The organism is Saccharibacter sp. EH611 (genome assembly GCF_009834765.1).
Taxonomy (GTDB): Bacteria; Pseudomonadota; Alphaproteobacteria; order Acetobacterales; family Acetobacteraceae; genus Saccharibacter.
Window position 1 is genome coordinate 82,016 of the sequence record NZ_WVHP01000025.1, and the last position, 21,592, is coordinate 103,607.

At 54.6% G+C, this 21,592-nt stretch carries 18 protein-coding genes and 1 tRNA gene; 5 read left to right on the top strand and 14 right to left on the bottom strand.

Annotated features, from left to right (window positions below; translation table 11 throughout):
• Nucleotides 1-17: 17 nt before the first annotated feature.
• From GS535_RS09990 to GS535_RS10025, 8 genes are all read right to left on the bottom strand, one after another.
• Nucleotides 18-437, bottom strand: coding sequence for a phosphotransferase (locus GS535_RS09990; RefSeq protein ID WP_160792794.1), 420 nt, complete (start codon nucleotides 435-437; stop codon nucleotides 18-20).
• Nucleotides 430-1,221 (bottom strand): beta-ketoacyl synthase chain length factor, encoded by a 792-nt coding sequence (locus tag GS535_RS09995; RefSeq protein ID WP_160792793.1) that lies wholly within the window; start codon nucleotides 1,219-1,221, stop codon nucleotides 430-432. The genes GS535_RS09990 and GS535_RS09995 overlap by 8 nt, the downstream gene beginning before the upstream one ends.
• Complete coding sequence (locus GS535_RS10000; RefSeq protein WP_160792792.1) at nucleotides 1,218-2,423, bottom strand: beta-ketoacyl-[acyl-carrier-protein] synthase family protein; 1,206 nt, start codon at nucleotides 2,421-2,423, stop codon at nucleotides 1,218-1,220. Before GS535_RS10000 ends, GS535_RS09995 begins: the two co-directional genes overlap by 4 nt.
• Nucleotides 2,420-4,738, bottom strand: a complete 2,319-nt coding sequence (locus GS535_RS10005; protein ID WP_160792791.1) for an MMPL family transporter — start codon at nucleotides 4,736-4,738, stop codon at nucleotides 2,420-2,422. Before GS535_RS10005 ends, GS535_RS10000 begins: the two co-directional genes overlap by 4 nt.
• Nucleotides 4,738-5,382: a LolA-related protein gene (locus GS535_RS10010; protein WP_160792790.1), complete on the bottom strand. Its 645-nt coding sequence runs from the start codon at nucleotides 5,380-5,382 to the stop codon at nucleotides 4,738-4,740. Before GS535_RS10010 ends, GS535_RS10005 begins: the two co-directional genes overlap by 1 nt.
• Before the next feature lie 4 nt (nucleotides 5,383-5,386).
• Nucleotides 5,387-6,301: an acyltransferase gene (locus tag GS535_RS10015; RefSeq protein WP_160792789.1), complete on the bottom strand. Its 915-nt coding sequence runs from the start codon at nucleotides 6,299-6,301 to the stop codon at nucleotides 5,387-5,389.
• Nucleotides 6,298-7,845 (bottom strand): AMP-binding protein, encoded by a 1,548-nt coding sequence (locus GS535_RS10020; RefSeq protein WP_160792788.1) that lies wholly within the window; start codon nucleotides 7,843-7,845, stop codon nucleotides 6,298-6,300. Before GS535_RS10020 ends, GS535_RS10015 begins: the two co-directional genes overlap by 4 nt.
• Nucleotides 7,846-7,964: 119 nt before the next feature.
• Nucleotides 7,965-8,252, bottom strand: a complete 288-nt coding sequence (locus GS535_RS10025) for a phosphopantetheine-binding protein (RefSeq protein WP_160792787.1) — start codon at nucleotides 8,250-8,252, stop codon at nucleotides 7,965-7,967.
• Nucleotides 8,253-9,008: 756 nt separating this feature from the next.
• Here GS535_RS10025 and GS535_RS10030 point away from each other — a divergent pair.
• From GS535_RS10030 to GS535_RS10045, 4 genes are all read left to right on the top strand, one after another.
• Nucleotides 9,009-9,758: a class I SAM-dependent methyltransferase gene (locus tag GS535_RS10030; protein ID WP_370518173.1), complete on the top strand. Its 750-nt coding sequence runs from the start codon at nucleotides 9,009-9,011 to the stop codon at nucleotides 9,756-9,758.
• Between the two features lie 3 nt (nucleotides 9,759-9,761).
• Nucleotides 9,762-10,775 carry a hypothetical protein gene (locus tag GS535_RS10035; RefSeq protein ID WP_160792785.1) on the top strand — a complete coding sequence of 338 codons (1,014 nt, stop codon included), beginning with the start codon at nucleotides 9,762-9,764 and terminating at the stop codon, nucleotides 10,773-10,775.
• 410 nt (nucleotides 10,776-11,185) lie between these two features.
• Nucleotides 11,186-11,656: a MarR family winged helix-turn-helix transcriptional regulator gene (locus GS535_RS10040; protein ID WP_160792784.1), complete on the top strand. Its 471-nt coding sequence runs from the start codon at nucleotides 11,186-11,188 to the stop codon at nucleotides 11,654-11,656.
• A gap of 26 nt (nucleotides 11,657-11,682) precedes the next feature.
• On the top strand, nucleotides 11,683-12,759 hold the full coding sequence (locus GS535_RS10045) for a catalase family protein (protein WP_202401669.1): 1,077 nt from the start codon (nucleotides 11,683-11,685) through the stop codon (nucleotides 12,757-12,759).
• A 135-nt stretch (nucleotides 12,760-12,894) separates the two neighbouring features.
• Here the strand turns inward: GS535_RS10045 and GS535_RS10050 are convergent.
• Nucleotides 12,895-12,970, bottom strand: a tRNA-Glu gene (locus GS535_RS10050).
• Nucleotides 12,971-13,019: 49 nt separating this feature from the next.
• A complete protein-coding gene (gene recJ / locus GS535_RS10055) occupies nucleotides 13,020-14,834 on the bottom strand; it encodes a single-stranded-DNA-specific exonuclease RecJ (protein ID WP_160792783.1) in 1,815 nt (604 codons plus the stop codon).
• Nucleotides 14,835-15,051: 217 nt separating this feature from the next.
• Here recJ and GS535_RS11180 point away from each other — a divergent pair, with 217 nt between their 5' ends.
• Nucleotides 15,052-16,716 carry an SEL1-like repeat protein gene (locus GS535_RS11180; protein WP_160799204.1) on the top strand — a complete coding sequence of 555 codons (1,665 nt, stop codon included), beginning with the start codon at nucleotides 15,052-15,054 and terminating at the stop codon, nucleotides 16,714-16,716.
• Between the two features lie 144 nt (nucleotides 16,717-16,860).
• Here GS535_RS11180 and glpX read toward each other — a convergent pair whose 3' ends face one another.
• From glpX to GS535_RS10080, 4 genes are all read right to left on the bottom strand, one after another.
• Nucleotides 16,861-17,850 carry a class II fructose-bisphosphatase gene (gene glpX / locus GS535_RS10065; RefSeq protein ID WP_160792782.1) on the bottom strand — a complete coding sequence of 330 codons (990 nt, stop codon included), beginning with the start codon at nucleotides 17,848-17,850 and terminating at the stop codon, nucleotides 16,861-16,863.
• The gene (locus tag GS535_RS10070) at nucleotides 17,847-19,169 is read right to left on the bottom strand and encodes a homoserine dehydrogenase (RefSeq protein WP_160792781.1); all 1,323 of its coding nucleotides are present in this window, start codon (nucleotides 19,167-19,169) and stop codon (nucleotides 17,847-17,849) included. Before GS535_RS10070 ends, glpX begins: the two co-directional genes overlap by 4 nt.
• The gene (locus GS535_RS10075) at nucleotides 19,156-20,400 is read right to left on the bottom strand and encodes an LL-diaminopimelate aminotransferase (RefSeq protein WP_160792780.1); all 1,245 of its coding nucleotides are present in this window, start codon (nucleotides 20,398-20,400) and stop codon (nucleotides 19,156-19,158) included. The genes GS535_RS10070 and GS535_RS10075 overlap by 14 nt, the downstream gene beginning before the upstream one ends.
• A gap of 278 nt (nucleotides 20,401-20,678) precedes the next feature.
• Nucleotides 20,679-21,464, bottom strand: coding sequence for an SDR family NAD(P)-dependent oxidoreductase (locus GS535_RS10080; RefSeq protein ID WP_237442277.1), 786 nt, complete (start codon nucleotides 21,462-21,464; stop codon nucleotides 20,679-20,681).
• Between the last annotated feature and the right edge of the window lie 128 nt (nucleotides 21,465-21,592).

Below are 21,592 nucleotides of genomic sequence, written 5' to 3' on the forward strand. Positions count from 1 at the left end.
CTCACATCACAAGATGGTTACGGAAACATAACGGTGCCAGAGCCGCTCACAAGCTCTCGTGCGTCTGGTGCATAAAGGGAGAACCGATAGATCATCCCAGTGGGAGCATTATGCTCTTGAATGACCGTTATGGTTAAAGACTCCCAATGGGGCTCATCAAGGCGGCTGCACTGTATATGGGCCTCACGAATACTGGCAAGCCATCCTGGCCGGACATTATGAGAGGTCAGCGCCCCATGCAGGGCGGCGGCCTGCATCGCCATTTCCACCCCGATGATGGGTGGGAGGCTTCCATGCGAGCGATAGGGGTTGGTTGGGTCACGGGGGTCGTCTGTCACAGCGGTGAGTTCTGTCTCATCCCAGCGTGAAACGGCGCTGATCAAACAGCTCTTTCCTTGGTGGGGAATGAGGCGGGCGATGGCGTTCCGGTCAAGCATGGGTAAGCTCCACGGTGAGGGTGTGCTGGCCATAGGGAAGGTGCAGCGTGTGGTTCTCATGGTGCGCAATGGCGTGCAGTAAGGGCAGAAGACGCCCTGCGGGGTTATAGCGCGCCATGTCTTGAAGCGTTATCGGAAGCTGTGTGGTTGGGTCTGTTTCCGTTATGTCGGTGCGTAAGGAGAGGGAAAGCTGCGGGCCTGCATGGGCGCCCGGTGTCAGCACGAAGGCACAGCCGAAGGGATGGTCTGTCCGGCGGACAGTGCCTAACGAGCCGGGAATAGGCGCATCATACGCACAGAAGAGCAAGGGCGTCTCCTCACTCGAGGCTTCTGTTGCGGCTTTCAGCAGCGCTGCGGCGACGGTCTCGTTATGGAAACCTAAAGAGACGGCGGGTTGTTGGCAGTGATGGGCGATCATCCAATAGCCCGCCGGGGCATTATGGACGGAGTTGTGGAACATGGAGGGCGACACCGCCCCCATGGGCGAAGCAAGCGCGTCCAAAATACGGTTGATGATGAAGCCATCGCCGTTCGAGCTGGCAAAGAGAGCTGGCAGCTCTGAGGCCTCATAAGGCCCGTTTTGGCAAGCTTCTTGAGCGCAGAGGAGGGCAAGGCGGATCACTTGGCTTGCGCGGCGGCGCTCATTGGGGGGAAGGAGCGAGGGCGGAGGAAGCTTGCGCGTATCATCAACCCGAGGCTGCTCCCCGCGGAGAATGGCTTGCGTGGCGTCCCATCCGTTGAGGCCAGACCCCCAGACCCCAATACTGTTGATGGTGATGATCATGCCATGGTCCCTACAATAAGACTGCTATTGGTGCCACCAAAACCAAAGGCATTGTTCATGACGATTTGTGGCGCGGCGTGGCGATGGGTGAGGAGCATATCGCTGTGGAAGGTGGGGTCAATGTCTGTGCTGTTCATGCACGGGGGGAGGAAATGCTGGTTAAGCACAATCGCACAGACCATCGTCTCCAAAATGCCGGACGCTCCGAGTGTATGGCCAGACCAACCTTTGGTCGAAGAGCAGGGCGTGTGGGGGCCAAAGAGAGCGGTCATCGCTTTATCCTCCATGGCATCATTGGCGCGGCTTCCGGTGCCGTGCATATTGATATAGCCAATGTCATCAGGGCGAAGCTGGGCGCGTTTCAGCGCTTTTGTCATCGCCAGTGTCGCGCCGGCTCCTGTTGGGTCGGGGGCGGACATATGGTGGCCGTCACTGCTCGCGCCATAGCCAAGGAGGCGAAGGCGATACCCGGCGATGGTCGTGGGGAGCGGGCGGGCGCCTGCGCGTTCTAACAACGCAAACCCCGCCGCTTCACCGATGGAAATCCCGTCCCGCGTGGCGTCACAAGGGCGCGTGACGGTTGGGTCGATCAGCTCAAGGGATGCGAACCCTTGAAGGGTCATGCGGCAAAGGCTATCCGCCCCGCCGACAATGACAGCATCACAAAACCCGCTCGTGATTAAATGCGCGGCGTCAATAAAGGCGCGGGTTGAGGACGCGCAGGCGTTGGAGACTGTCAGGCTTGGCCCGGTCAGCCCCAGACGAGCCGCGACAAAGTGCGGCAGCGAGGCGAGGTCTTGCGTGGTGCTGTAATGGAACGTTTCAGGAAGGGTGAGTTCCCCCGCTGGGCGAGCGGCATAGGCTTCTTCTGCACTGAGAATACCGGACGTGCTGGTGCCCATAACGATGCCGATGCGATGGGCGCCGTAATGAGCGCGTGCCTCAGCGACAGCGTCAAGAAAGCCATCGCTGGTGAGGGCTTGGTCAGCCAAGCGATTATTGCGGCAGTCATACAGGGCGAGGGTATCGGGGAAGGTATGGTCTTCAATCCCGGCAACGCGACCGATGGAGCCGCGACCATTGGGTTGGAAGTTGTCTGGCTGAAGGGTGGTGTGCGTGCTTTGTAAGGTTTGGCAGGTTGCATCAACCCCGCGACCCATGGCGCTTACAGCGGTGCCGGCTGTGATGATGAGGTCGTTCATACTGTGTGGTGCTCCTCATGATGAGAGGGGCGTGCGCCCATCAGCAGAAAGCTTGTGCCAAGAGAGAGGGCGGTGCCGAGTGAAATGGTCAAACCGAGTTCGTGAAGAAGGGGCGTCTCGCAACTGGCGAGAATACCGAAGGAGAGAACGGTCATGATGTTACAAGTCAAGAGAGTGCGGAGCGTTCGTGTACGTTCGGCATCATCAAGCTGAGGGCGGCCGAAGAAGAGGGCGTAATCTATCGCGACACCCAGCACAAAGGCCAGACCAACGAGGTGGATAATGGAAAAAATTGGTGTGTGCAGGCGCAGTATGGCCAAAAGGGTGATCATGATGAGCCCTAAGGTGAGTGTCAGACGCCAAGCACGCTGGGTATTGCGTAAAAAGAGGAGCAGAGCGCCCAACGCAAGGCTCGTGCCGAGTAGAAGCCCCAAAGCAGCACGCTCAATATGAGGGCGTAAGAGGTCGCCTACGGCTGTCTTGAGGGAGATTATCATCAGGGAGGGATCATGCTGGGCGTGTTCGATCAATACCTGACGTGCGTGATCGGTGCGAGGGAGCAGCACGCCATACCAGTGCTGTTGTCGGGCAAAAAGCAGGAACTGAAGGCGATGGCCTAACGCGGTGCCGTCCAAGTCGGACAGAGTAAGGGGAGGCAGCGCTTGGGCGTGGGTGATCTCCCCCGGAAGGGCGGCAAAACTGTCGGGCTGGAACGGCGAGTTGGGCACGGTGGATTGGAGAGCCGCTTGGAGAGTGTCGCGAGACGGTAGGGTGCGTTGGCGTTCTTCCTGACGAGCCGGACTGGGGAGAAGAGAGGCGGCAGCTTCGAGTGAAAGGGAGGGGGGAAGCTGTGCGAAAAGGTGTTCTTCGTCTTCCAAAACATGGTCACGGCTCGTGCCTTGCAGCACGCTGATGACGGATAAGGACGGCGCCCCCAGTTGGTGGCGGAGGGTGCGGTCTTGGGCCTGGAGCGTCGCTGGAATAGGGTTAAGCACTTCGCCCTGACGTTCGGCTTTAAAAGGGCAGAGCACCAGCAGAGCAAGAGCGGGCGGGGCGATCAGCCAACAAAAATGGCGGTAGCGCCGAAGGCCCTCCCAACGCAGGAGGGTGGGAGACGGCCCTTGATGATAGGTTGCGAGGTCTGCTTGTGTAACGAGGGCGGGCATAATCCATAAGGTGACGCAGGCGGCGGTCATAATCCCGATAGCGGAGAAGAGCCCAAGCTGGACAAGCCCCGGCAGGCCGCAAAAGATCATGCTGGAAAGGCTAACGGTTGCGGTAAAGGCGGCCATTTTGAGGCTCGGGCCAATGCGGTTGAGCACAACGGCGATCGCCTCGCCACGGTCACGATGGCCGAGGAGGAGCACGGGATAATCCAGCGACACGCCCAGCATGGTCATCCCAAATCCGAGGGCGATCCCGTGAACCCAGCCGAAGAGGAGCTTGAGCACCAGCATGGAGGCCGAGAGAGAAAGCAAGAAGGGCACAGCAATGGTGGCTAGCACCCAAAGGGAACGGAAACGCCAATACAGAACCCCCGCGACAAGGAGAAGTGAGAGCAAGGCGAGGCGATCCATATCATGACGGAGCGCGTGCGCTGCCATGACGGAGAAAACGGGCGATCCCGTTAGAGTAAGGCGGCTGTCGGGTATGTTAAGATGGCTACGCTCGAAAGCGTCTGTGATGCGGTGATAACTCTTTTTGAGAGACGCGGTATCAAGGCTGGTATGGCGCAGTTGCAGCAGCATAAGCGTGCTGTGATGGTCTGGCGTTACCCAGAAGCCGTCCATCGTGGCCGGTTGTGTGGTGGTGGACAGGGTCGCAAGCGTATCTGGATAGGCCCCCGTGGGGTCTTTAAAGCCGATTTCTTCGACTAAGGGAGACGCGGCTGTTTGTAATAAATCGTAGAGACGATCAAAATCATTTTTCAGGGCTGGGGCAGAGAACGTGCGTGTGTGGTCATGTGGGGCCAGCCCGTAGCGATGAGCAAAGAGAAGGGCTTGGTCTTTTTGCGTATTGAGCGCGGCAGGCCCATCTAAAATAAGGCTGAACAGATCGGTGGAGCCAAGCGCGTGATGAAAGCGCTGGGCGATAACGGGGAGGTCTTGGGGGTGAGGCGTCGTGATAGACGCCATAATGAGGGATTGGTTCGCCCCATGCGTGACTTCGTCGAGAAGAAAATGCGAGCGTGCATCATGAGGACGGGGGAGAAACGCCTGCATATCCATCCGCAGCCCAATAGAGGCAAACGTGAGTGCTGCGATCACGATGGAGAGAAGAAGAGCGAGGAGGAGAGGCAGGCGTTTGCGGGTCATTAGCGGGTAATGATCGTGTCGGTCACGTCATTATTGGCTTGAATGAGGTGAATGCTCTCAATGGCGTTATTATGGCCTGTCATTTGCACGATATGCACCATATGGGCCACCTCGCTCGTGCGCGGCGTCATGGTGAGGGTCCATGAGGCGATATCCCCTTGGGCTGAGAGGCTGTAGAACTGTTTCAGCAGAGCTGTATTGCCTTGGAGGGGGCCGCGGATGGTGGCAGCCATCAGTTCCAGCACAGGGGTGACATGGAGGGGGAGCGTGCGTGCAGGGCCCTTACCGTGGTGAATTTGCACAACATCGCCTTCCATAATCAACGTATCATGGATAGGCGCGGTCGTGATTTTCTCAATATGGTCTGGTGCGCGGAACCGCAAAATACCCGAGCTTTTAAGCGGCGCTTTCAGGGCGTGCACACTATGGGTTTCGCGGAAATGATTATCGCGCTCTGACACCTGCCCAAGATGGGAGAGAATGGTCTCCGCCAAGCTTTCTTGCGGCGTGAGCGATGGCGTTGAGGCCGGAGGAGGGCTTGAGGGCGTTGTGCTCGCTGCTTCTGCCTGTGCTGGAGACGGCAGCGTGAGCGAGAGAGGGAGGAGAAAGGTCAGCAGAGCGTGTGGAGAGTGGAGCCAAGACATAGGGTTAGAGACCTTCTTCCCAAAAGTCGAAAAAATTAAACCAAGCGAACGGGTGACGTTGGCACAACCCCTCCATCCATTGAGCATATCGGCTCATAAGAGGGGTTGGATCAGCCTTGACAGAGGCCGTGGTTTTATTGGTTAAAAGAGTATCAAGAAGAGGCTCGCATGCAATATGGTAAGAGCCATTTTTTTGTCGCAAGGCCGAGACGAGCACGACAGGAGCCCCTGTCAGAGCGGCCAGTTGGAAAGGGCCTGCAGGCAATGGTGCCTTATGGCCGAGGAAGGGAATAGCAAGAGAGCGGCCTTGGTTATGAGCACGATCGGCTAAAATACCGACGAATTGACCCTGTTTGAGAGCGTTCACCGTGGTGAGCATACTGTCAGGCTGGCCGAGTTCGATAATGTCGGCATTGAAATTGGGGGCGAATGTTTCAATAAGTTGAGATGTTGCGCCGACAAAGCGTCGATACATCAGCATTCTAAAACGCACTGATGCTGTCAGGCCAAAGTGACGGAGCGCGTCAAAAGAACCAATATGAGCCCCCATCAGGATACAGCCCTTTCCCTGTTGGAGGGCGTCGTGGAGATGCTCTGTGCCGCTATACTGGATTTTGGTAGGATCAAAGCGCCCGCTTATCAGCAAAATGCGGTCTAAAACATTGGTGCTGTACGCGTAGATATGGCTCAGAACCATGAGCGGATGAGGGCGGCGGTTCAGCTTCCCGGCGTTATAAAGATGGGTTAAGTAGCGCCAAGAGGCACGCCGCACTGCGGGGTGAAAAATGGCATAATAAAGGGTCGCTGGCCCGCGTAACCATGACGCGACCCGTGGGCCAAGATGTTTGGTGATCTTTATAAGGAGATAGGCTGTGAGCCGATTGCCTTTTTCAGGGCGCAGCCACGTATTGCCACTCATTGAGGCAGGCCTTTAACGCGCCCCTGCACGATTGTGCCTCCTTCAGCGCGCCCATCGGCATGGTGAAGTGTGAACCGATATGTGTTTTCTCCAATCGCGTTTGCGTAAAGCGTCATCGGTTGGTCGGGCCGCACAAGGGAGAGGAACTTCACAGATGTCACCATGCTGACATCGCATTGAAGGCGGTGAAAGACGGCATCAAGCAACACCACGCCGGGCACAATGGGGTTGTCGGGGAAATGCCCCGGAAGGGCAGGATGCGTGGCAGGAATGCTGAAGGTGCCATAGCAGCGCTTTTCCATATAACGCTTCACCAAGGCTTCCCATGTTTGGCGGGTGAGCTTCCCAACAGAATTGCGCGGTAAAGCGGAGAGAGGGATAAGCCGTCGTGGTATAAAGGGCGGGTCGATATGCTGGCGGAGGGCTTTCATGATCGCGTGGGTATCGCGGCTGGGGGCCACGACAAACGCTTGAAGGCGTGTCGGTTCATGGAAGGACCCTGCCGTTTCACCTTCTGTTAAAAGAGGGGCAAAGCAGCCGTCTAGTACACCTTCTATCTGCACTAAGGCTTTGTTAAGGGCCGCGTAGGAGGTGCGCTTCCCTGCGATTTTGAGAATATCGCCTTTCCGGCCGATGAGATGAAAGTGCTGATCATCGTTTAAGGCGATAACATCATTGAGTGGATGAGGCGTGGCGTAAGGGGCTTTAAAGAGAAAGGTCTCGTGCTGCTTATCTGTGGGGTCTAGGGAAAGGGTTGTTCCATCATAGAGGCGCCAAGGTGCGTTACTGAGGGTGCGACGAGACGCAATAGAGCCTGTTTCTGTCGACCCATAAATCTCCATGACCGGTGCGTTAAAGTCTTCCTCAGCCTGACGGGCGAGGTCCGCTGGTAAAGGGGCCGATGCTGAGATGATGCGGTCAAGGCTGGGTAACGTCGCCCGTGCTGCGGTAAGGGAGCGTAAATGGACTGGCGTTGTGACAAGTGTATGCGGTGCTGGTGTGTGAGCGAGGAGCTTTTCAATATCGCTGGGGAAAAAACAGGGGCCGCTCGCGGTTATGGTCTGGGTATGAAGGCTTTGGAGAATGAGCGTTTCAAACCCATACATATGGTAGGGTGGCACTGTCCCTAAAAGTGTTGTTCTTTGGAGGGTATGGTGCGGCGTGACGGCAAGAAGAGGCAGCGCAGTGTGGCTCCGTGCAACGAGCTCTCCCCAACATTTACGGTGTTTTTTGGCGTGCCCTGTACTGCCAGATGTAAACACTTCTGCAACGATTGTCTCGGCAGGGATAACGGGATTGTCCCAGCGTTGCGCGTTAAGTTCTGAGAGGGGCGGAAGAGTGACGGCCTGCGGGCCGTCAGGAAGGTTGGGGTCTGAACAGACAGCGTTATGGTCGCGCTGTAGGGCTAAAAGCTGTGAGGGAGCCTGCTGGCTTGATAGAAAGCAGGACTGACCACGCAGAATGGTCGCTAGGAAAACGACGGTAAAGTCAAGAAGGTTCGCATGCAGGTTGACCAAAGGCTGGTCTGGTAAGCGCTCGGCCAATGCCCATGCGTGGGAGAGGAGTTGTGTGCCGGTTATTGGCCCCGTAGCGGTATAAAAATAGTCCGCTCAGCTGTGCTGATAAGAGAAAGGTCATCGCGTGCGGTCATGGGCGCATCTGGTTATCGTGCCGGACGATGGGCTTCGATATACTGGGCAAGAGAGCGCAGAGAGTAGAAAATCTCGCGATTATTCTCGTCATGGGACGCAAGCTTGATGCCGTACTGTGTATTGACCATCAACGCGATTTCAAGCACATCAATGAAGTCCAGCCTAAGGCCTTCACCGAAGAGAGGACGTGTCGGGTCGATCTCCTGAGGATCCATATCCAACTGAACGGCGTCAACTAGATGGACGGCCAGTTCGCCCTCAAAGGGGGATTGTTGGGGAGAGGAGGAAGATGTCGTCACGGAACCGTCAACTCATGATGAAGAATAAAGTTAAGCGTTTCATATCATCGGAGGCGTCACCCAGCAAGGGCGGCTGTTGGGGGTGGTGCGTGTCGCTTCTATAGGCATTGGTATTCTTTTCGTAACGACACTGCCTTCTTTTCTCGGGTCTCCCTCTCTTTGGGTGAGTATGGGGATAGTCTTACAACTGCTGGGGGGTCTCCCTATGCGCCGGCGATGGTGGCTTTTAAGCCTCCTGATTGTGGTGCTGTTGGGCCTTGCGGGGTGGTGGGCGCCAGTATGGATGAGGATAGTAGATCAGCTTTGCTTATATGGGGCTGCATTAGGGGGGGCCACTGACGATTTTTGCATTATCTCTGCGTCCCGGCCAAACCCCGCTTATCACTCAAATGGCTGAGGGCGTACATGGCCCGTTGCGACGAGACGTGCAGGTTTACACAACCTGTTTGACATGGGGATGGGTGGGGTTTTTCGTTCTTGCTCTTGTGGCCCAGTATTTTTATGGGTTCTCGCCCCTCATCATCATTGGTGGCACTATCCTTTAGGAGGTGGTGCTTTAGGGGTAGCTCTCTGTTTGTTTTTTGCTGAGCTTCCGGTGCGGCGTCTTTTTATTCGCCATTTTGATCATGCAACATTAGGGCAGAATGTGCGCGCTGGTTACATGGTTTTTATGAAGAAACATTAGCCAATATGTGCTTTGTTGCGTTGGAGAAAACAGGCCTCTATGCTTCTCTCCCTTGCTGACTTTATTTGAGCGTGCGATTGTCTTCTATGCCAGACCCCGTAAAATCGCCTCATCCTTTTCTGTCACGTTTTTATAGCCGTCCAGAAGAACGTGAAGAGTTTGTGCGTGGTTTATTTGATGAAACAGCAGCGCATTATGATCGTATCAATAGCATATTTTCATTCGGCACAGGGCGTTGGTATCGCCGACGCATGCTGAAACGGGCGGGGCTGCGACCGGGACAGAAAATGTTGGATGTCGCTGTCGGCACGGGGTTGGTTGCGCGTGAAGCGGTCGCCATTACCGGGGCAGAGAATGTTATTGGGCTGGATATGAGCCCGGGAATGCTCCAACAATGCCGTCGATTATTGCCCATTCAGCTCGTGCAAGGGGATGCAATGGCCCTTCCTTTTGCGGATAAGAGTATGGATTTCCTTAGTATGGGGTACGCGCTGCGTCATGTGGCAGATTTGCACAAGACATTCTCATCTTATCACCGTGTGCTTAAACCGGGCGGGAAGGTCTTAATTTTGGAGATCAGTCGGGCAGAAAGTCGCCTGATGCAGAAATTACTCTTTCTTTATTTGGGGCAGGTGGTTCCGTTTCTCTCTGGTATGGCGGCCTCCCGTGCAAGCCGTCGTTTGATGGATTATTACTGGGATACGATCGACCATTGCGTTCCGTATCAAGACATCATGACGGCGATGAAAGATGCGGGCTTTCACGATGTTCGTTGTGAGGTTTCCTGCGGTATTTTCCGTGCGTATATGGGGCGTGCTTAAGCAGTGCTTTCTTCTTCTCGTCACGTGATGCTTCCTTGTTACAGCCATGAGCGGCCTAAAAATACGCAAAAGATGCTCGCGGTTGTGCGTTATGGTGGTGAAGAAGCGACACTCTCCGTGGAAGATGGCTGCGTGTGGATGTATCTTCCGGGGCCCAAGCCGGCGCGTTATGAATGCTGGCAAGCGGCTGCAATAACGTCTGGAGAAGACGAGAAGCGCGCAGAAGATGAGCGCCAAGCTGGGCTTGATGATGGCATTGGGTGGAGTTGCGCGGGGGATGTGCTTTTTGCGGGCTTTTGGCTCGATGATCAGCCAGAACTGAGTGAGGCGGTCAAAAGACGGTACGAAGCACTTATCACCTTATGCCGTGCAAAGGGGTTTGGCCATTTTTATCGGATGTGGAATTATCTTGGGGCCATTAATGCCGATAATGCTCAAGGCGAAGAACGGTACCGGGATTTTTGCTATGGACGGTCTCAGGCTTTTGAAGCGATGGGTGTTAGCCTGACAGACCTTCCCGCAGCAACAGGGATTGGCCTATCAACAGGCGGGGTGGCAGTCTATGTGCTGGCTCATCGTGAAACAAGCGGGGTCAATATAGAAAATCCGCGCCAGTTACCTGCTTATCGCTATCCACGTTGCTATGGGCGTCGTTCCCCTTCGTTCGCACGGGGAACCGTGATGGCTGGTGACCAGCAGGCGGTACTGTATGTGTCCGGTACGGCAAGCATTATCGGTCATGAAACGGTCGGGCAAACATTGGCGGAACAGCAAGCCGTGATGGTTGAAAATATCCAAACCCTCCAAAAAACAGCGAGCGAGCGCTTCCCTGAACTAGCTTCAGTGACGTGCCAAAGTTTAAAAATTTACGTGCGTCACGCTAAAGATAGTGCGCTTATCCAAGCAGCCATGCTGGATATTTTTGGTGGGACAGTGAAGCAATCGCCCGTATTTATTGCCGATATTTGTCGAAAAGAATTATTAGTGGAAGTAGAGGCTATGTTTATACATAAATAATATTTATTTATTATGGCAAGCTATGCTTATGAGTAAGACCGTTTTTTCTGATCAAAGTTGGTTCCTCTGGGAGCCTCTTATTGAGGATGTTCGTTCAAAAGGGAACCCGTCGAGGTATGTCGTTTGTGATCGTAGCCATGCCTCTCAGGAGTGCTGAAACGCTATCTGGAACCGTGGAGCCCGCCCTGTTATTCCAATACGGCGAAATGAGCCTGACGTCAGTTGTCTAAAAGGGCTCACAAACATCGTCATCTGGTTGAAAATCTGAGGGCAAGGTTCAAGGAGTGACAGGCTGACGCAACCTAAAAAATGCTCGATAAGTCTTTTTTATCAATTATGTTGTATGATATATAATGTGATAATACATAAATAAGAGTTTCTTACTCCATTCCTATGAGAAGGATAAAGCGATGGCTGATGAAGCGCCGAATAGGCTCAGTTTAGATGAGCAAGTGTGCTTCCCGTTTTATGAAGCATCAAATCTCTTGCAACGACTTTATCGGCCTCTTTTAGAGCCTTTTAACCTGACCTATGCGCAATATTTGGTCATGCTCGTCCTGTGGGAGCATGACGGAACAAGCGAGGTCACGGTTGGGATGATTGGTGCGCGGCTGGGGTTTGAAACCGGGATATTGTCTCCGCTGCTTAAGCGGATGGAAGCACGTGGTCATGTTATGCGTCAGCGCAGCAAAGATGATGAAAGACGCGTCATTATTACGCTGACACAGCATGGCCGCAGCCTACGCGACAAAGCACAGGCGATTCCTGATCAATTGCTTCGTCACTCTCGTTTAAGTGAGCGTGACATACATCGTCTCCGTGAGAATGCACAGAATTTTACACGTTGCCTGCGCGATATGTTGCGTGCTCGCTCGGTTTAATCTGATATTTTGTGGGAATTATCACCGTGAAAAACCCAATCATGTACCATGACGGTATCGAACATATTTCTTCAGATGAAAGCAGGGTTCATCAAGGGCTGCGGAAAGAGTTTCATAAGATTATTTCTACGACCCATCGCGATCATGAGTGGGCAGCGCGTGGGGTGCATGCCAAAAGCCATGCGTTGCTGGAGGGGACGCTTCGTGTCCATGATGACCTTCCAGAGACTCTCGCTCAAGGGCTATTCTCTCATCCTGAGACCTATTCGGTTGCTATTCGTCTATCAGCTATTCCGGGAGATCCGCTGAGGGATGCCGTCTCGGGGCCGCGTGGCTTCGCTTTGAAAATCAACGATGTTAAAGGGCCATTACTGCCCGATAATGAAGGGGTGCCAGTGCAGGACTTCCTATTTGTGAATGGCCCTGTTTTTGCAGCGCCAGATGCAAAGGGATTTTTGCGTACATTGAGGCTTCTGGCACTGACGACAGACCGTTTTGAAGGACTGAAAGCCAAACTGTCACAGTTTTTACGGGTCATTCAAAAACGCTTAACGCGTCTTGGGTGTTCAAACGATACAATCGGCATTTTGGGGGGATATCTTCCTTCTGTTCCTGTTGCCGATCGTTTCTTTAGCCAGGTTCCGCTTCGGTTTGGGCGGTATATGGCTAAGTTTGATGTTGTTCCATCATCTGAAAGCTTTCAATCTCAGCAAGGCAAGCTGCTAGACATTGATAAAGACCCATTGGCTATTCGTCATGCGTTAGAGGAGCTGTTTCGCACTGAAGGGGGGAGCTGGACGTTGCGGGCGCAGTTATGCCGGGATGTAACAGAGAACCCCATCGAGGATGCGTCGCAGATTTGGCCAGAAGAGAACAACCCTTACCTCCCTCTTGCTACCATTACGGTGCCACCACAGGAGGCATGGTCAAAGGAGCGAGCGCATCTTTTGGAAGACACTCTGTCGTTTTCACCGTGGCATGGTCTAGAGGCGCATCGTCCATTAGGAAATATTATGCGGGCACGGCGTGAGATGTACGCTTTTTCTTCCAAATTGAGAATGCGCCTTAACGGATGTCCCCTTCATTTCAAGAGGTCTCGTTAGGTCGATTGAGCATGATACTGTATCCGTTCTCTTATAGACGCTCTGATACAGTATAAAATTTTGACGATAATGTCATGATTACTATGGGGGAAGTCACAACATCTCTGTATTTTCTGAGAAAATCGTCTCAAAAAATGGTGTCCCGTACGGGATTCGAACCCGTGTTGCCGCCGTGAAAGGGCGGTGTCCTAGGCCTCTAGACGAACGGGACATAGAGGCGATGTCGTTGAGGGGGTTAATAGGCTAAAGGGCGGGGGCGGTCAACAGGAAAAAGCATCAAAAATGAAAAAAGTTAAATTTTCTCGTTCTTGCCAGTATTCCAGCCGTAATTGCCCGGCGACATGGATCAGGGGTTGAGAGCGGTCTTCGAGTAATTCAGCAAAGGCTTTGTCGCCTGCACGAAAGACAAGACCCTTGAGGCGGCTATAGCCGTCCTCGCCCTGCAAGATCACGCGGAGTGTGTTGCCGTCACGGCCAATGCGGTCAGCTTTGACACAGCGCACATGGCTGATAGCGAGCAGAGGTTCTTCATTCCCGGGGCCAAAGGGGGCGAGTTGGGAGAGTTGGCGGGCAAGCGTTGGCGTGGCCGCTTGGATGGAGATCACCCCATCAAGAAGAAGGTCTTCTTGCGGTGGACGGTGTTGGGCTACGCTGAGCTGCTCATCAAGGAAGCTGTGAAGGGCTGTGACGTTCTCTTCAGTTACGGAGAAGCCGGCGGCCATGGCGTGGCCTCCCCCTGTGATGAGCAAGCCTGCTTGCCGGGCCGCGATAATGGCCGCGCCGAGGTCGAGCCCCGGGACAGAGCGGGCCGACCCCTTGATGGTTCCGTCATTAAGGGCCCCAACGAGGGTAGGGCGGTTAAAGCGCTCTTTCAGTCGTCCAGCGACAATCCCTACGACGCCGGGATGCCAGCCTTCGCCGTGAAGAAAGATAACGGCGTGGCCTGTCTGAATTTGCGCTTCGGCTTGGCGGGCAGCATCGTCCAGAATATGGCTTTCGACAGTTTGGCGCTTGCGGTTAACGTCATCCAGCTCTTCCGCTAGCAGGTGCGCTTCGCCTTCGTCCGTGCTGAGCAGCAGGCGAAGCCCTTGGTCGGCTTTGCCAATGCGCCCCCCGGCATTGATGCGCGGGCCAAGGGCGAAACCGCAGCTCATTGCGCTGCTGTCATTTTTAACGCCGGCGACATCGGCGAGTTTAGAGAGCCCTAGACGCTTACGCCCATTCATGACCTTGAGCCCTTGGGAGACGAGGGCTCGGTTAATGTCCCGAAGGGGCATGACATCGCACACCGTGGCAAGGGCTGTGAGATCCAGCAAAGCCATCGGATCGAAAGGGGGATGTTTGGCAAAAAAGCCGCGTTGGTTGAGCGTACGCCGCAGAGCAATGACCGTCAGGAAAGCCACGGCGGTGGCGCAGATATGCCCAAGGCCTGACGGGCAATCAAGGCGGTTGGGATTGACCACAAAGCCTTTGGGCAGCATCGCGCCGTCTGGTTTGTGATGGTCAAGAACGACCCGATCCACACGGCCTTCAAAATGATCCAGCACATCAATGGCGGCGGTGCCGCAATCCACGCAGATGAGGAGCGTGCTGCCTTGGGTTATCAGGTTTTCAAGTGCAGGAATATTGGGGCCATACCCTTCCTCAATACGGTCAGGAATATGCGTATGAACGGTGCAGCCAAGTTGACGGAAAACACTGGTGAGTAACGTGGTACCGCAGGCTCCGTCCACGTCGTAATCGCCTAAAATCCCGATTGTCTCACGCTTTTCGACCGCATCAGCAAGCCGCTCGGCTGTGCGGTCCATATCCATCAAACATGACGGGTTGGGCAGCGCTGTGCGGAGGCGTGGCTCAAGAAAATGCGCCACATCATCAGCGGTTAAACCACGACCAGCAAGGATCCGCGCGGGCAGTTCGGCAATATCCAGCTTTTGGGCAAGCTGGAGGGCGATGCGGTTTTCATGCTCCGCTAAGGACGGGTGCCGCCAGACCCAACGACGCTTCCCCGCGCTGCGCTCCACATGGAGCACGGTAGGGTGGGACGTAGACGTCTGCGGGGCGTTCGGCAGCATGAAGAGCCTCTGTTAAATGCGTGGGAGACTGGGAAGTGTCTGTGCTGAGAGCATGAGGGAAACGTCTCTTTCTGGCAAGATGTGAGGGGTTTTGAGTAACATTCATAATACTATTTTCACGATCAAACGAAAATTGACACGTAAAACCTATCAGGACATGGTGTTTCATGTATTTGTTTTGTGTCTGTTTTTTTAAAGAAGAAATGAAAAGGATCATATGATGAAAAATATATTATCGACCATTTTTATGATTGCAGGATTTTTCCTAGTGCATGTCCAGTGTGAAGCTTCAGATATAGGAAAGGTGCAACAGCTTGCCAATCAGGGAGAGGCAAAGGCTCAGCATGAGCTAGGATTTATGTATGAGGAGGGACAAGGTATTCCTCAAAGTGACGCGGAGGCGGTTGAGTGGTTCCGGAAGGCTGCTGATCAGCGATACGCAACATCCCAATATGATTTGGGGCTTATGTATATCAAGGGGCGAGGCGTTTCCCGGAGTGCTGAGAAAGCGGCTGAGTGGTTCCAGAAAGCTGCGGATCAGGGGTATGCCGCCGCTCAGTCAAATTTAGGGGTTATGTATATGAAGGGGGTAGGCGTTCCCCGGAATGATGAGAAAGCCGTTGGGTGGTTTCAAAAGGCTGCCGATCAGGGCAATGCAGATGCTCAGTCAAATTTGGCAGTTATGTATGTGAAGGGGCAAGGTGTTTCCCAAAATGATGCGAAAGCGGTTGAGTGGTATCAAAAGGCCGCTGGTCAAGGAGGCGTCAAAGCCCAGTATAATTTAGGAATTATGTATCGTCATGGGCAAGGTGTTCCCCAAGATGATGTGAAAGCCGTTGAGTGGTATCAGAAAGCCGCAGATCAGGGGTATGCCGCTGCTCAGTTAAATTTAGGGTTTATGTATAACGCGGGGCGAGGGGTTTCGCAGAATGCTGAGAAAGCGATTGAGTGGTTCCAAAAAGCTGCGGATCAAGGGAATGCCGTCGCTCAGTTAAATTTGGGGCTTATGTATGAGGAGGGGGCAGGTGTTCCCCAAGATGATGAGACAGCGGTTGAGTGGTATCAAAAAGCCGCAGCTCAAGGAGATGCAGATGCTCAGTCACATCTAGGGCTTATGTATCGTTATGGGCAAGGTGTTTCTCAGAGTGACGAGAAAGCTGTTGAATGGTTTCAGAAAGCTGCCGATCGGGGAGAGGTAAAGGCTCAGTATAATTTAGGGGGTATGTATCTTCGTGGGCGAGGTGTTCCTCAGAGTGATGAGCAAGCTGTTGAGTGGCTTCAGAAAGCCGCCGATCAAGGAGACGCAGACGCTCAGTCAGTTTTGGGATTTATGTATAACGTGGGGCGAGGTGTTCCTCAGAGTGACGAGAAAGCTGTTGAATGGTTTCAGAAAGCAGTCGACCAAGGAGAGGTAAAAGCTCAGTTATTTTTAGGGGATATGTATCTTCATGGACGAGGTGTTCCTCAGAATGATGAGAAGGCGGTTGAGTGGTTTCAAAAAGCAGCAAATCAAGGAGATGCAGTTGCTCAGTCTAATTTAGGAAGTATGTATGGCGTTGGGCGAGGTGTTCCTCGGAATGATGAGAAAGCAGTTGAGTGGTATCAAAAAGCAGCAAATCAAGGGACTGCTGCCGCCCAGTATAATTTAGGATATGTGTATGCCTATGGGCGAGGTGTTCCTCGGAATGGCGAGAAAGCGGTTGAGTGGTATCAAAAAGCCGCTGATCAAGGAAATGCAGGCGCTCAGTATGAGTTAGGGCTTACGTATTATTATGGGCGAGGCGTTTCTCAGAATGATGAGAAAGCGGTGGAGTGGTTTCAAAAGGCCGCAGCTCAAGGGGATTCACTTGCTCAGAGTGCTTTGAAAAAGCTGTTACCCTAAATGGTTTAAAGCAGGATGCTCGCTCTTGTTCTATTTTTGATGAGACGATGGCAATATGCTCAAAGCAGCCGTAACGCTGTCCGTGCAGGTCTTTTTCTTTACAATTACAAGGAAGCGCACAGCATGGAGCCGTGCGCTCTTTCGTCAATCGCGCGGCTGCACGTGATGATAGGTGTCCATATAGCGGATGGTGCCACTTTCAGAGCGCATCATGACCGAATGTGTGCGGATATAATCATTGCGGAGCCACTCAACCCCTTTGAGCATATCGCCCGAGGTTACACCGGTTGCACAGAAGAAGACCGGGCCATCCGCCATGTCGGTTAGTGCGAGAGTGCGGGTCGGGTCACGGCCTTCGCTCATCTGACGTGCCCGCTCGGCTTGGGCAGCGTCATCAAAGAGGAGCTGGCCTTGCATTTGCCCGTGGAGGCAACGAATAGCCGCGGCTGCGAGAACCCCTTCAGGCGCGCCGCCGCTCCCGGCATACAGGTCGACGCCGCTTTCCGGCATGCAGGTGGCCACAACACCGGCGACGTCGCCATCGCTTAATAAACGCACGCGGGCACCGGCCTCGAGCGTTTTTGCGACGAGTTCTTCATGGCGTTCCCGCTCAAGGGCGCAGAGGGTGAGGTCGGAGACAGCACATTTTTTGGCCCGTGCAAGCTCACGTAAATTGACTTCAATAGAGGCGTTAATGTCGATGAGGTCGTCGGGAAGGCCCGGCCCTACAGCGAGTTTTTGCATGTAGATATCAGGCGCGTGCAAAAACTTCCCACGTTCGGCCAAGGCGACGACCGTAATGGCGTTGGGCATACTGCGGGCGCAGAGGTTGGTTCCTTCGAGTGGATCAACAGCGATGTCCATTTCATCGCCACCGCATCCGACTTTCTCCCCAATATAGAGCATGGGGGCTTCGTCCATCTCGCCCTCACCGATGGTCACGGTGCCGTCAATGGCGACCGTGTCAAAGGCGGTCCGCATGGCCTGAACGGCGGCACCATCGGCCGCGTTCTTTTGCCCCCGCCCGGTCCAGCGGGCAGAGGCAATGGCCGCAGCTTCCGTCACACGGGCGAGGTCCAACCCCAGATTGCGTCCTGTTACGCGATAGGGGCGGACGGAGGACGCCGTGCTCATGGCATATCCTCAATTTTGAGCGCCAATGGGGCCGCGCTGAGGCTTTTATGACGGCCAAGGGCGTAGAGGGCGTCGTGCAATGTCCCCGCGAGGATAGGATGCGTGACGCTGACGAAGTGGAGAGACCCATCGTCTGTTTTACGCAGGCTGGCTTGTTTGAGCGGAACCTTATGCTCATCAAGCAGGGCGTTGATGCTCTCTTCCGTGACGTTGTCCGCTAGGGGGAGACGGAGATAATAGGCCCCTTCCACCGTCTCGCTCGGCACACAGAGCGCGGCTTTTTCAGGTGGCTTTTGGCCCCACAGCGGCAGATGATGGCCCCGACCAAGGTCGATCAAGTCCGCCATCACAGCGGTAGCGGTTGGGCCTTCGCCCGCTCCTTGGCCAGAGAGGGTGACGGCACCGCTGAAGGTTCCGACGGTGGTCAGAGCGTTAAAGGCCCCGCCAACCTGTGCAAGGCCGGAGTTAAGCGGCACGAGGCATGGCTGCACGGAGGCATCCACTCCGCCATCGTGTGTACGATGCGCCACACCGAGGAGCTTGATGCGATAGCCGAGCTCTTTGGTATAGGCGATATCGGGGCTGGTCACACCGCGAATGCCACGGACTTCAAGGCTTTCAAAGTCGATTGGCTGGAAGGCAATACCGGTCAGAATGGCCAGCTTATGGGCGGTGTCCCATCCATCCACATCGGTGGAGGGGTCAGCTTCAGCAAAGCCTTTTTCTTGCGCTTCTTTAAGGACATCGCCAAAAGCACGGCCTGTTTCTTCCATCTCGGAGAGGATGAAGTTGCAGGTGCCATTCATGATGCCGCCAAGCTGGGTGAGCTGATCGCCAGCGAGAGCCTCACGCACAACTTTCACAGCGGGGACAACGCCCGCCACAGCGGCCTCGTAGTAAAGCGGGGCGTTGTGCTCTGCACTCAGGCGAGCGAGATGGTCCCCATGCAATGCGATGAGCGCCTTGTTGGCGGTGACAACGGCCTTGCCATTTTCCAGTGCTGTGGTGACCAGCTTGCGGGCGGGGTTGTTGGCCCCACCAATCAGTTCCACCACGACATCAACCTCTGGATCACTCGCTAGGGCGATCGGGTCTTCATGCCACCGAAAAGCGGAGAGGTCTTCCCCGCGATCACGCTGGCGGTTGCGCGCACTGACGGCCACAACCTCTAAAGAACGCCCCGTGCGTTGAGTAATCAGCTCGGCATGAGCACGGAGGAGGCGGATCACCCCAACCCCTACCGTGCCAAGGCCGGCAATGCCCAAGCGGAGGGGGGTGGAGTGTGAGCGTTTAAGAGGGGCGCTATCAGTGTTTGTCATGAGGTTTGCTCCCTAACGGATCAGAAGACGCGGCAGATGAAGGCGTGCCGGCATTGTGATGGTTCATGAAGGCTTTGATCGAGCGGATAGCCTGACGAAGGCGCTGGGTGTTTTCCACCAAGCCGATCCGCACAAAGCCGTCACCATGCTCACCAAAGCCGATACCGGGGGCAACGGCGACTTTGGCTTCCTTGAGCAGCATTTTGGAGAATTCCATACTGCCAAGATGAGCGAATTTTTCAGGAATGGGGGCCCATGCGAACATAGAGCTTTCAGGGGTTGGCACGTGCCAACCGGCGGCATGGAGCCCGCTGATGAGCACATCGCGGCGGTCTTTATAGAGGGCGCGCATATCATCGACATAATCTTGCGGGCCATTCAGAGCGGCGACGGCGGCGACCTGAACGGGGGTAAAAGCGCCATAATCAAGGTAAGACTTAATGCGGGTGAGCGCTTGGATCAGGCGCTTATTGCCCGCAGCAAAGCCAATGCGCCAGCCAGCCATGGAGTAGGTTTTGGACATGGAGGTAAATTCTACCGCAATGTCCTTAGCCCCCGGCACAGCGAGGATGGAAGGTGGGGGTGTGTCGCCAAAATAGATTTCAGCATAGGCGAGATCGGACAGAATCCAGACATTTTCCCGCCGTGCGAAGGCAACAATTTCCTTATAAAACTCCTCCGTGGCCTGCATGGCCGTCGGGTTGGAGGGGAAATTGATAATCAGTGCGGTAGGTTTAGGTACAGAGTGACGCACGGCGCGATGGAGGGCTTCCAACATCGCTTCACCCGGCTCGGCAGGGATAGAGCGCACCGACGCCCCGGCAATGATAAAGCCGAATTGATGGATCGGATAAGAGGGGTTCGGTACTAAAATCGTATCGCCCGGGCTCGTAATCGCTGAGGCCAGATTAGCCAGCCCCTCTTTAGAGCCAAGGGTGGCGATGATTTCGCTCTCAGGGTCGAGATCGACACCAAAGCGGCGCTGATAATAGGCCGCCTGAGCTTTACGCAGACCGGGAATGCCGCGGCTGACGGAATAGCCATGCACGCGCGGATTGCCGATCGTTTCACGCAATTTTTCGATCACATGCTGAGGGGGCGGGCTGTCAGGATTGCCCATGCCGAGGTCAATAATATCCTCACCGGCCGCTCGGGCGGCAGCCTTGGCCTTGTTGACTTCTGCGAAGACATAGGGCGGGAGGCGGCGGATCCGGTGGAATTCTTCAGTCATGGGGTCCCATCGTGCAGCGCTAAGGCTGAGTTAAGCATAAAAACAAGACGGTCATTTTTATAAAACGACCAAAGCCATGTTTCATCACCAGAGCCGTGCAGACAAGAGACTTTTGGTCAGAAAAGACGGTTTTTATGAATTTCTTATAAAGATGGCTTCTCAAAGAGGGTTTATTGAGGGACGTACCCTTTTGTAAAACAAGGGAAGTGCTCTCTTGCATCTCCCTTGTTTATTGCGGCGCTGAGCGTCTGCTGAGAGAGCAGAACAGGCGTGCTTTTTTACCCCATTACGCCTGATGTCTGGCCGCCATCAATGGCGATGGCACTGCCGGTCATGTAGGCGGTGGCAGGGTTGCACATGGAGACGACCATCTCAGCAATTTCTTCACGTTGGCCGAGGCGCCCGATGGGTTGGGCTTCTTTTGTGCGGCGGAGCCCTTCAGCGCCACCGAGGAATTTTTCAATCATGGGTGTTTCAATAGGGCCCGGGCAGATAGCGTTAATGCGGATGGCCTCGCGGGCATAATCCATCGCTGCTGCTTTTGTCAGGCCAACAACGCCGAACTTAGCAGCCGTGTAAGCCGCAGCACTGTGGAACCCGACAAGCCCGGCTGTGGACGCGCTGTTCACAATCGCACCGCCGCTGCTTTTGAGCATGAGGGGGATCTCATATTTCATGGACAGGAAGGTGCCGGTGAGGTCAATATCCACCACGCGTTTCCATTCTTCGGTTGAGATAGAAGCAGCCGGTGTGCCGCCTTGGCCAATCCCTGCATTATTAAAGGCGGCATCAAGACGCCCCCATTCTTTTTCTATGAGAGAAAGCGTATGGGCGAGGTCGTCTTCGTTGGTGACATTGCAAGGGAGGCAGAGGGTTTCGGCCCCGCCTAGAGTGGCGATACGCTGGGCAGTGTCATGCAGGGGAGCTTCTGATGACCCAGCTAGCGCAAGCTTGGCGCCGTGCTGGGCGAAAGCAAGGGCTGTCGCTTGGCCAATCCCTGTGCCCGCTCCTGTGATGAAGACGACTTTTCCATTCCATGAGTGATCGTGATGGGAAGGCATCATTTTTTCCTTTATCGATGTGTCTTTATCGTGAAGAGGGCGTGCTCAAGCGCCTCTCATTGTAAAATGATCGCCCCCCGCCATCAGTGCGGGTTCTCTGAGACCAGAGGGAAAATGTCTATCGTGATAAC

What these genes read in the sequence shown, in the direction of transcription:
- GS535_RS10040 (WP_160792784.1), top strand. Translation starts at nt 11,186, where the DNA reads ATGGCTGATGAAGCGCCGAATAGGCTCAGTTTAGATGAGCAAGTGTGC.
- GS535_RS10070 (WP_160792781.1), bottom strand. Translation starts at nt 19,169, where the DNA reads ATGACAAACACTGATAGCGCCCCTCTTAAACGCTCACACTCCACCCCC.
- GS535_RS10010 (WP_160792790.1), bottom strand. Translation starts at nt 5,382, where the DNA reads ATGTCTTGGCTCCACTCTCCACACGCTCTGCTGACCTTTCTCCTCCCT.
- GS535_RS09990 (WP_160792794.1), bottom strand. Translation starts at nt 437, where the DNA reads ATGCTTGACCGGAACGCCATCGCCCGCCTCATTCCCCACCAAGGAAAG.
- GS535_RS10080 (WP_237442277.1), bottom strand. Translation starts at nt 21,464, where the DNA reads ATGATGCCTTCCCATCACGATCACTCATGGAATGGAAAAGTCGTCTTC.
- GS535_RS10000 (WP_160792792.1), bottom strand. Translation starts at nt 2,423, where the DNA reads ATGAACGACCTCATCATCACAGCCGGCACCGCTGTAAGCGCCATGGGT.
- GS535_RS10075 (WP_160792780.1), bottom strand. Translation starts at nt 20,400, where the DNA reads ATGACTGAAGAATTCCACCGGATCCGCCGCCTCCCGCCCTATGTCTTC.
- recJ (WP_160792783.1), bottom strand. Translation starts at nt 14,834, where the DNA reads ATGCTGCCGAACGCCCCGCAGACGTCTACGTCCCACCCTACCGTGCTC.
- GS535_RS11180 (WP_160799204.1), top strand. Translation starts at nt 15,052, where the DNA reads ATGATGAAAAATATATTATCGACCATTTTTATGATTGCAGGATTTTTC.
- GS535_RS10015 (WP_160792789.1), bottom strand. Translation starts at nt 6,301, where the DNA reads ATGAGTGGCAATACGTGGCTGCGCCCTGAAAAAGGCAATCGGCTCACA.
- GS535_RS10005 (WP_160792791.1), bottom strand. Translation starts at nt 4,738, where the DNA reads ATGACCCGCAAACGCCTGCCTCTCCTCCTCGCTCTTCTTCTCTCCATC.
- GS535_RS09995 (WP_160792793.1), bottom strand. Translation starts at nt 1,221, where the DNA reads ATGATCATCACCATCAACAGTATTGGGGTCTGGGGGTCTGGCCTCAAC.
- glpX (WP_160792782.1), bottom strand. Translation starts at nt 17,850, where the DNA reads ATGAGCACGGCGTCCTCCGTCCGCCCCTATCGCGTAACAGGACGCAAT.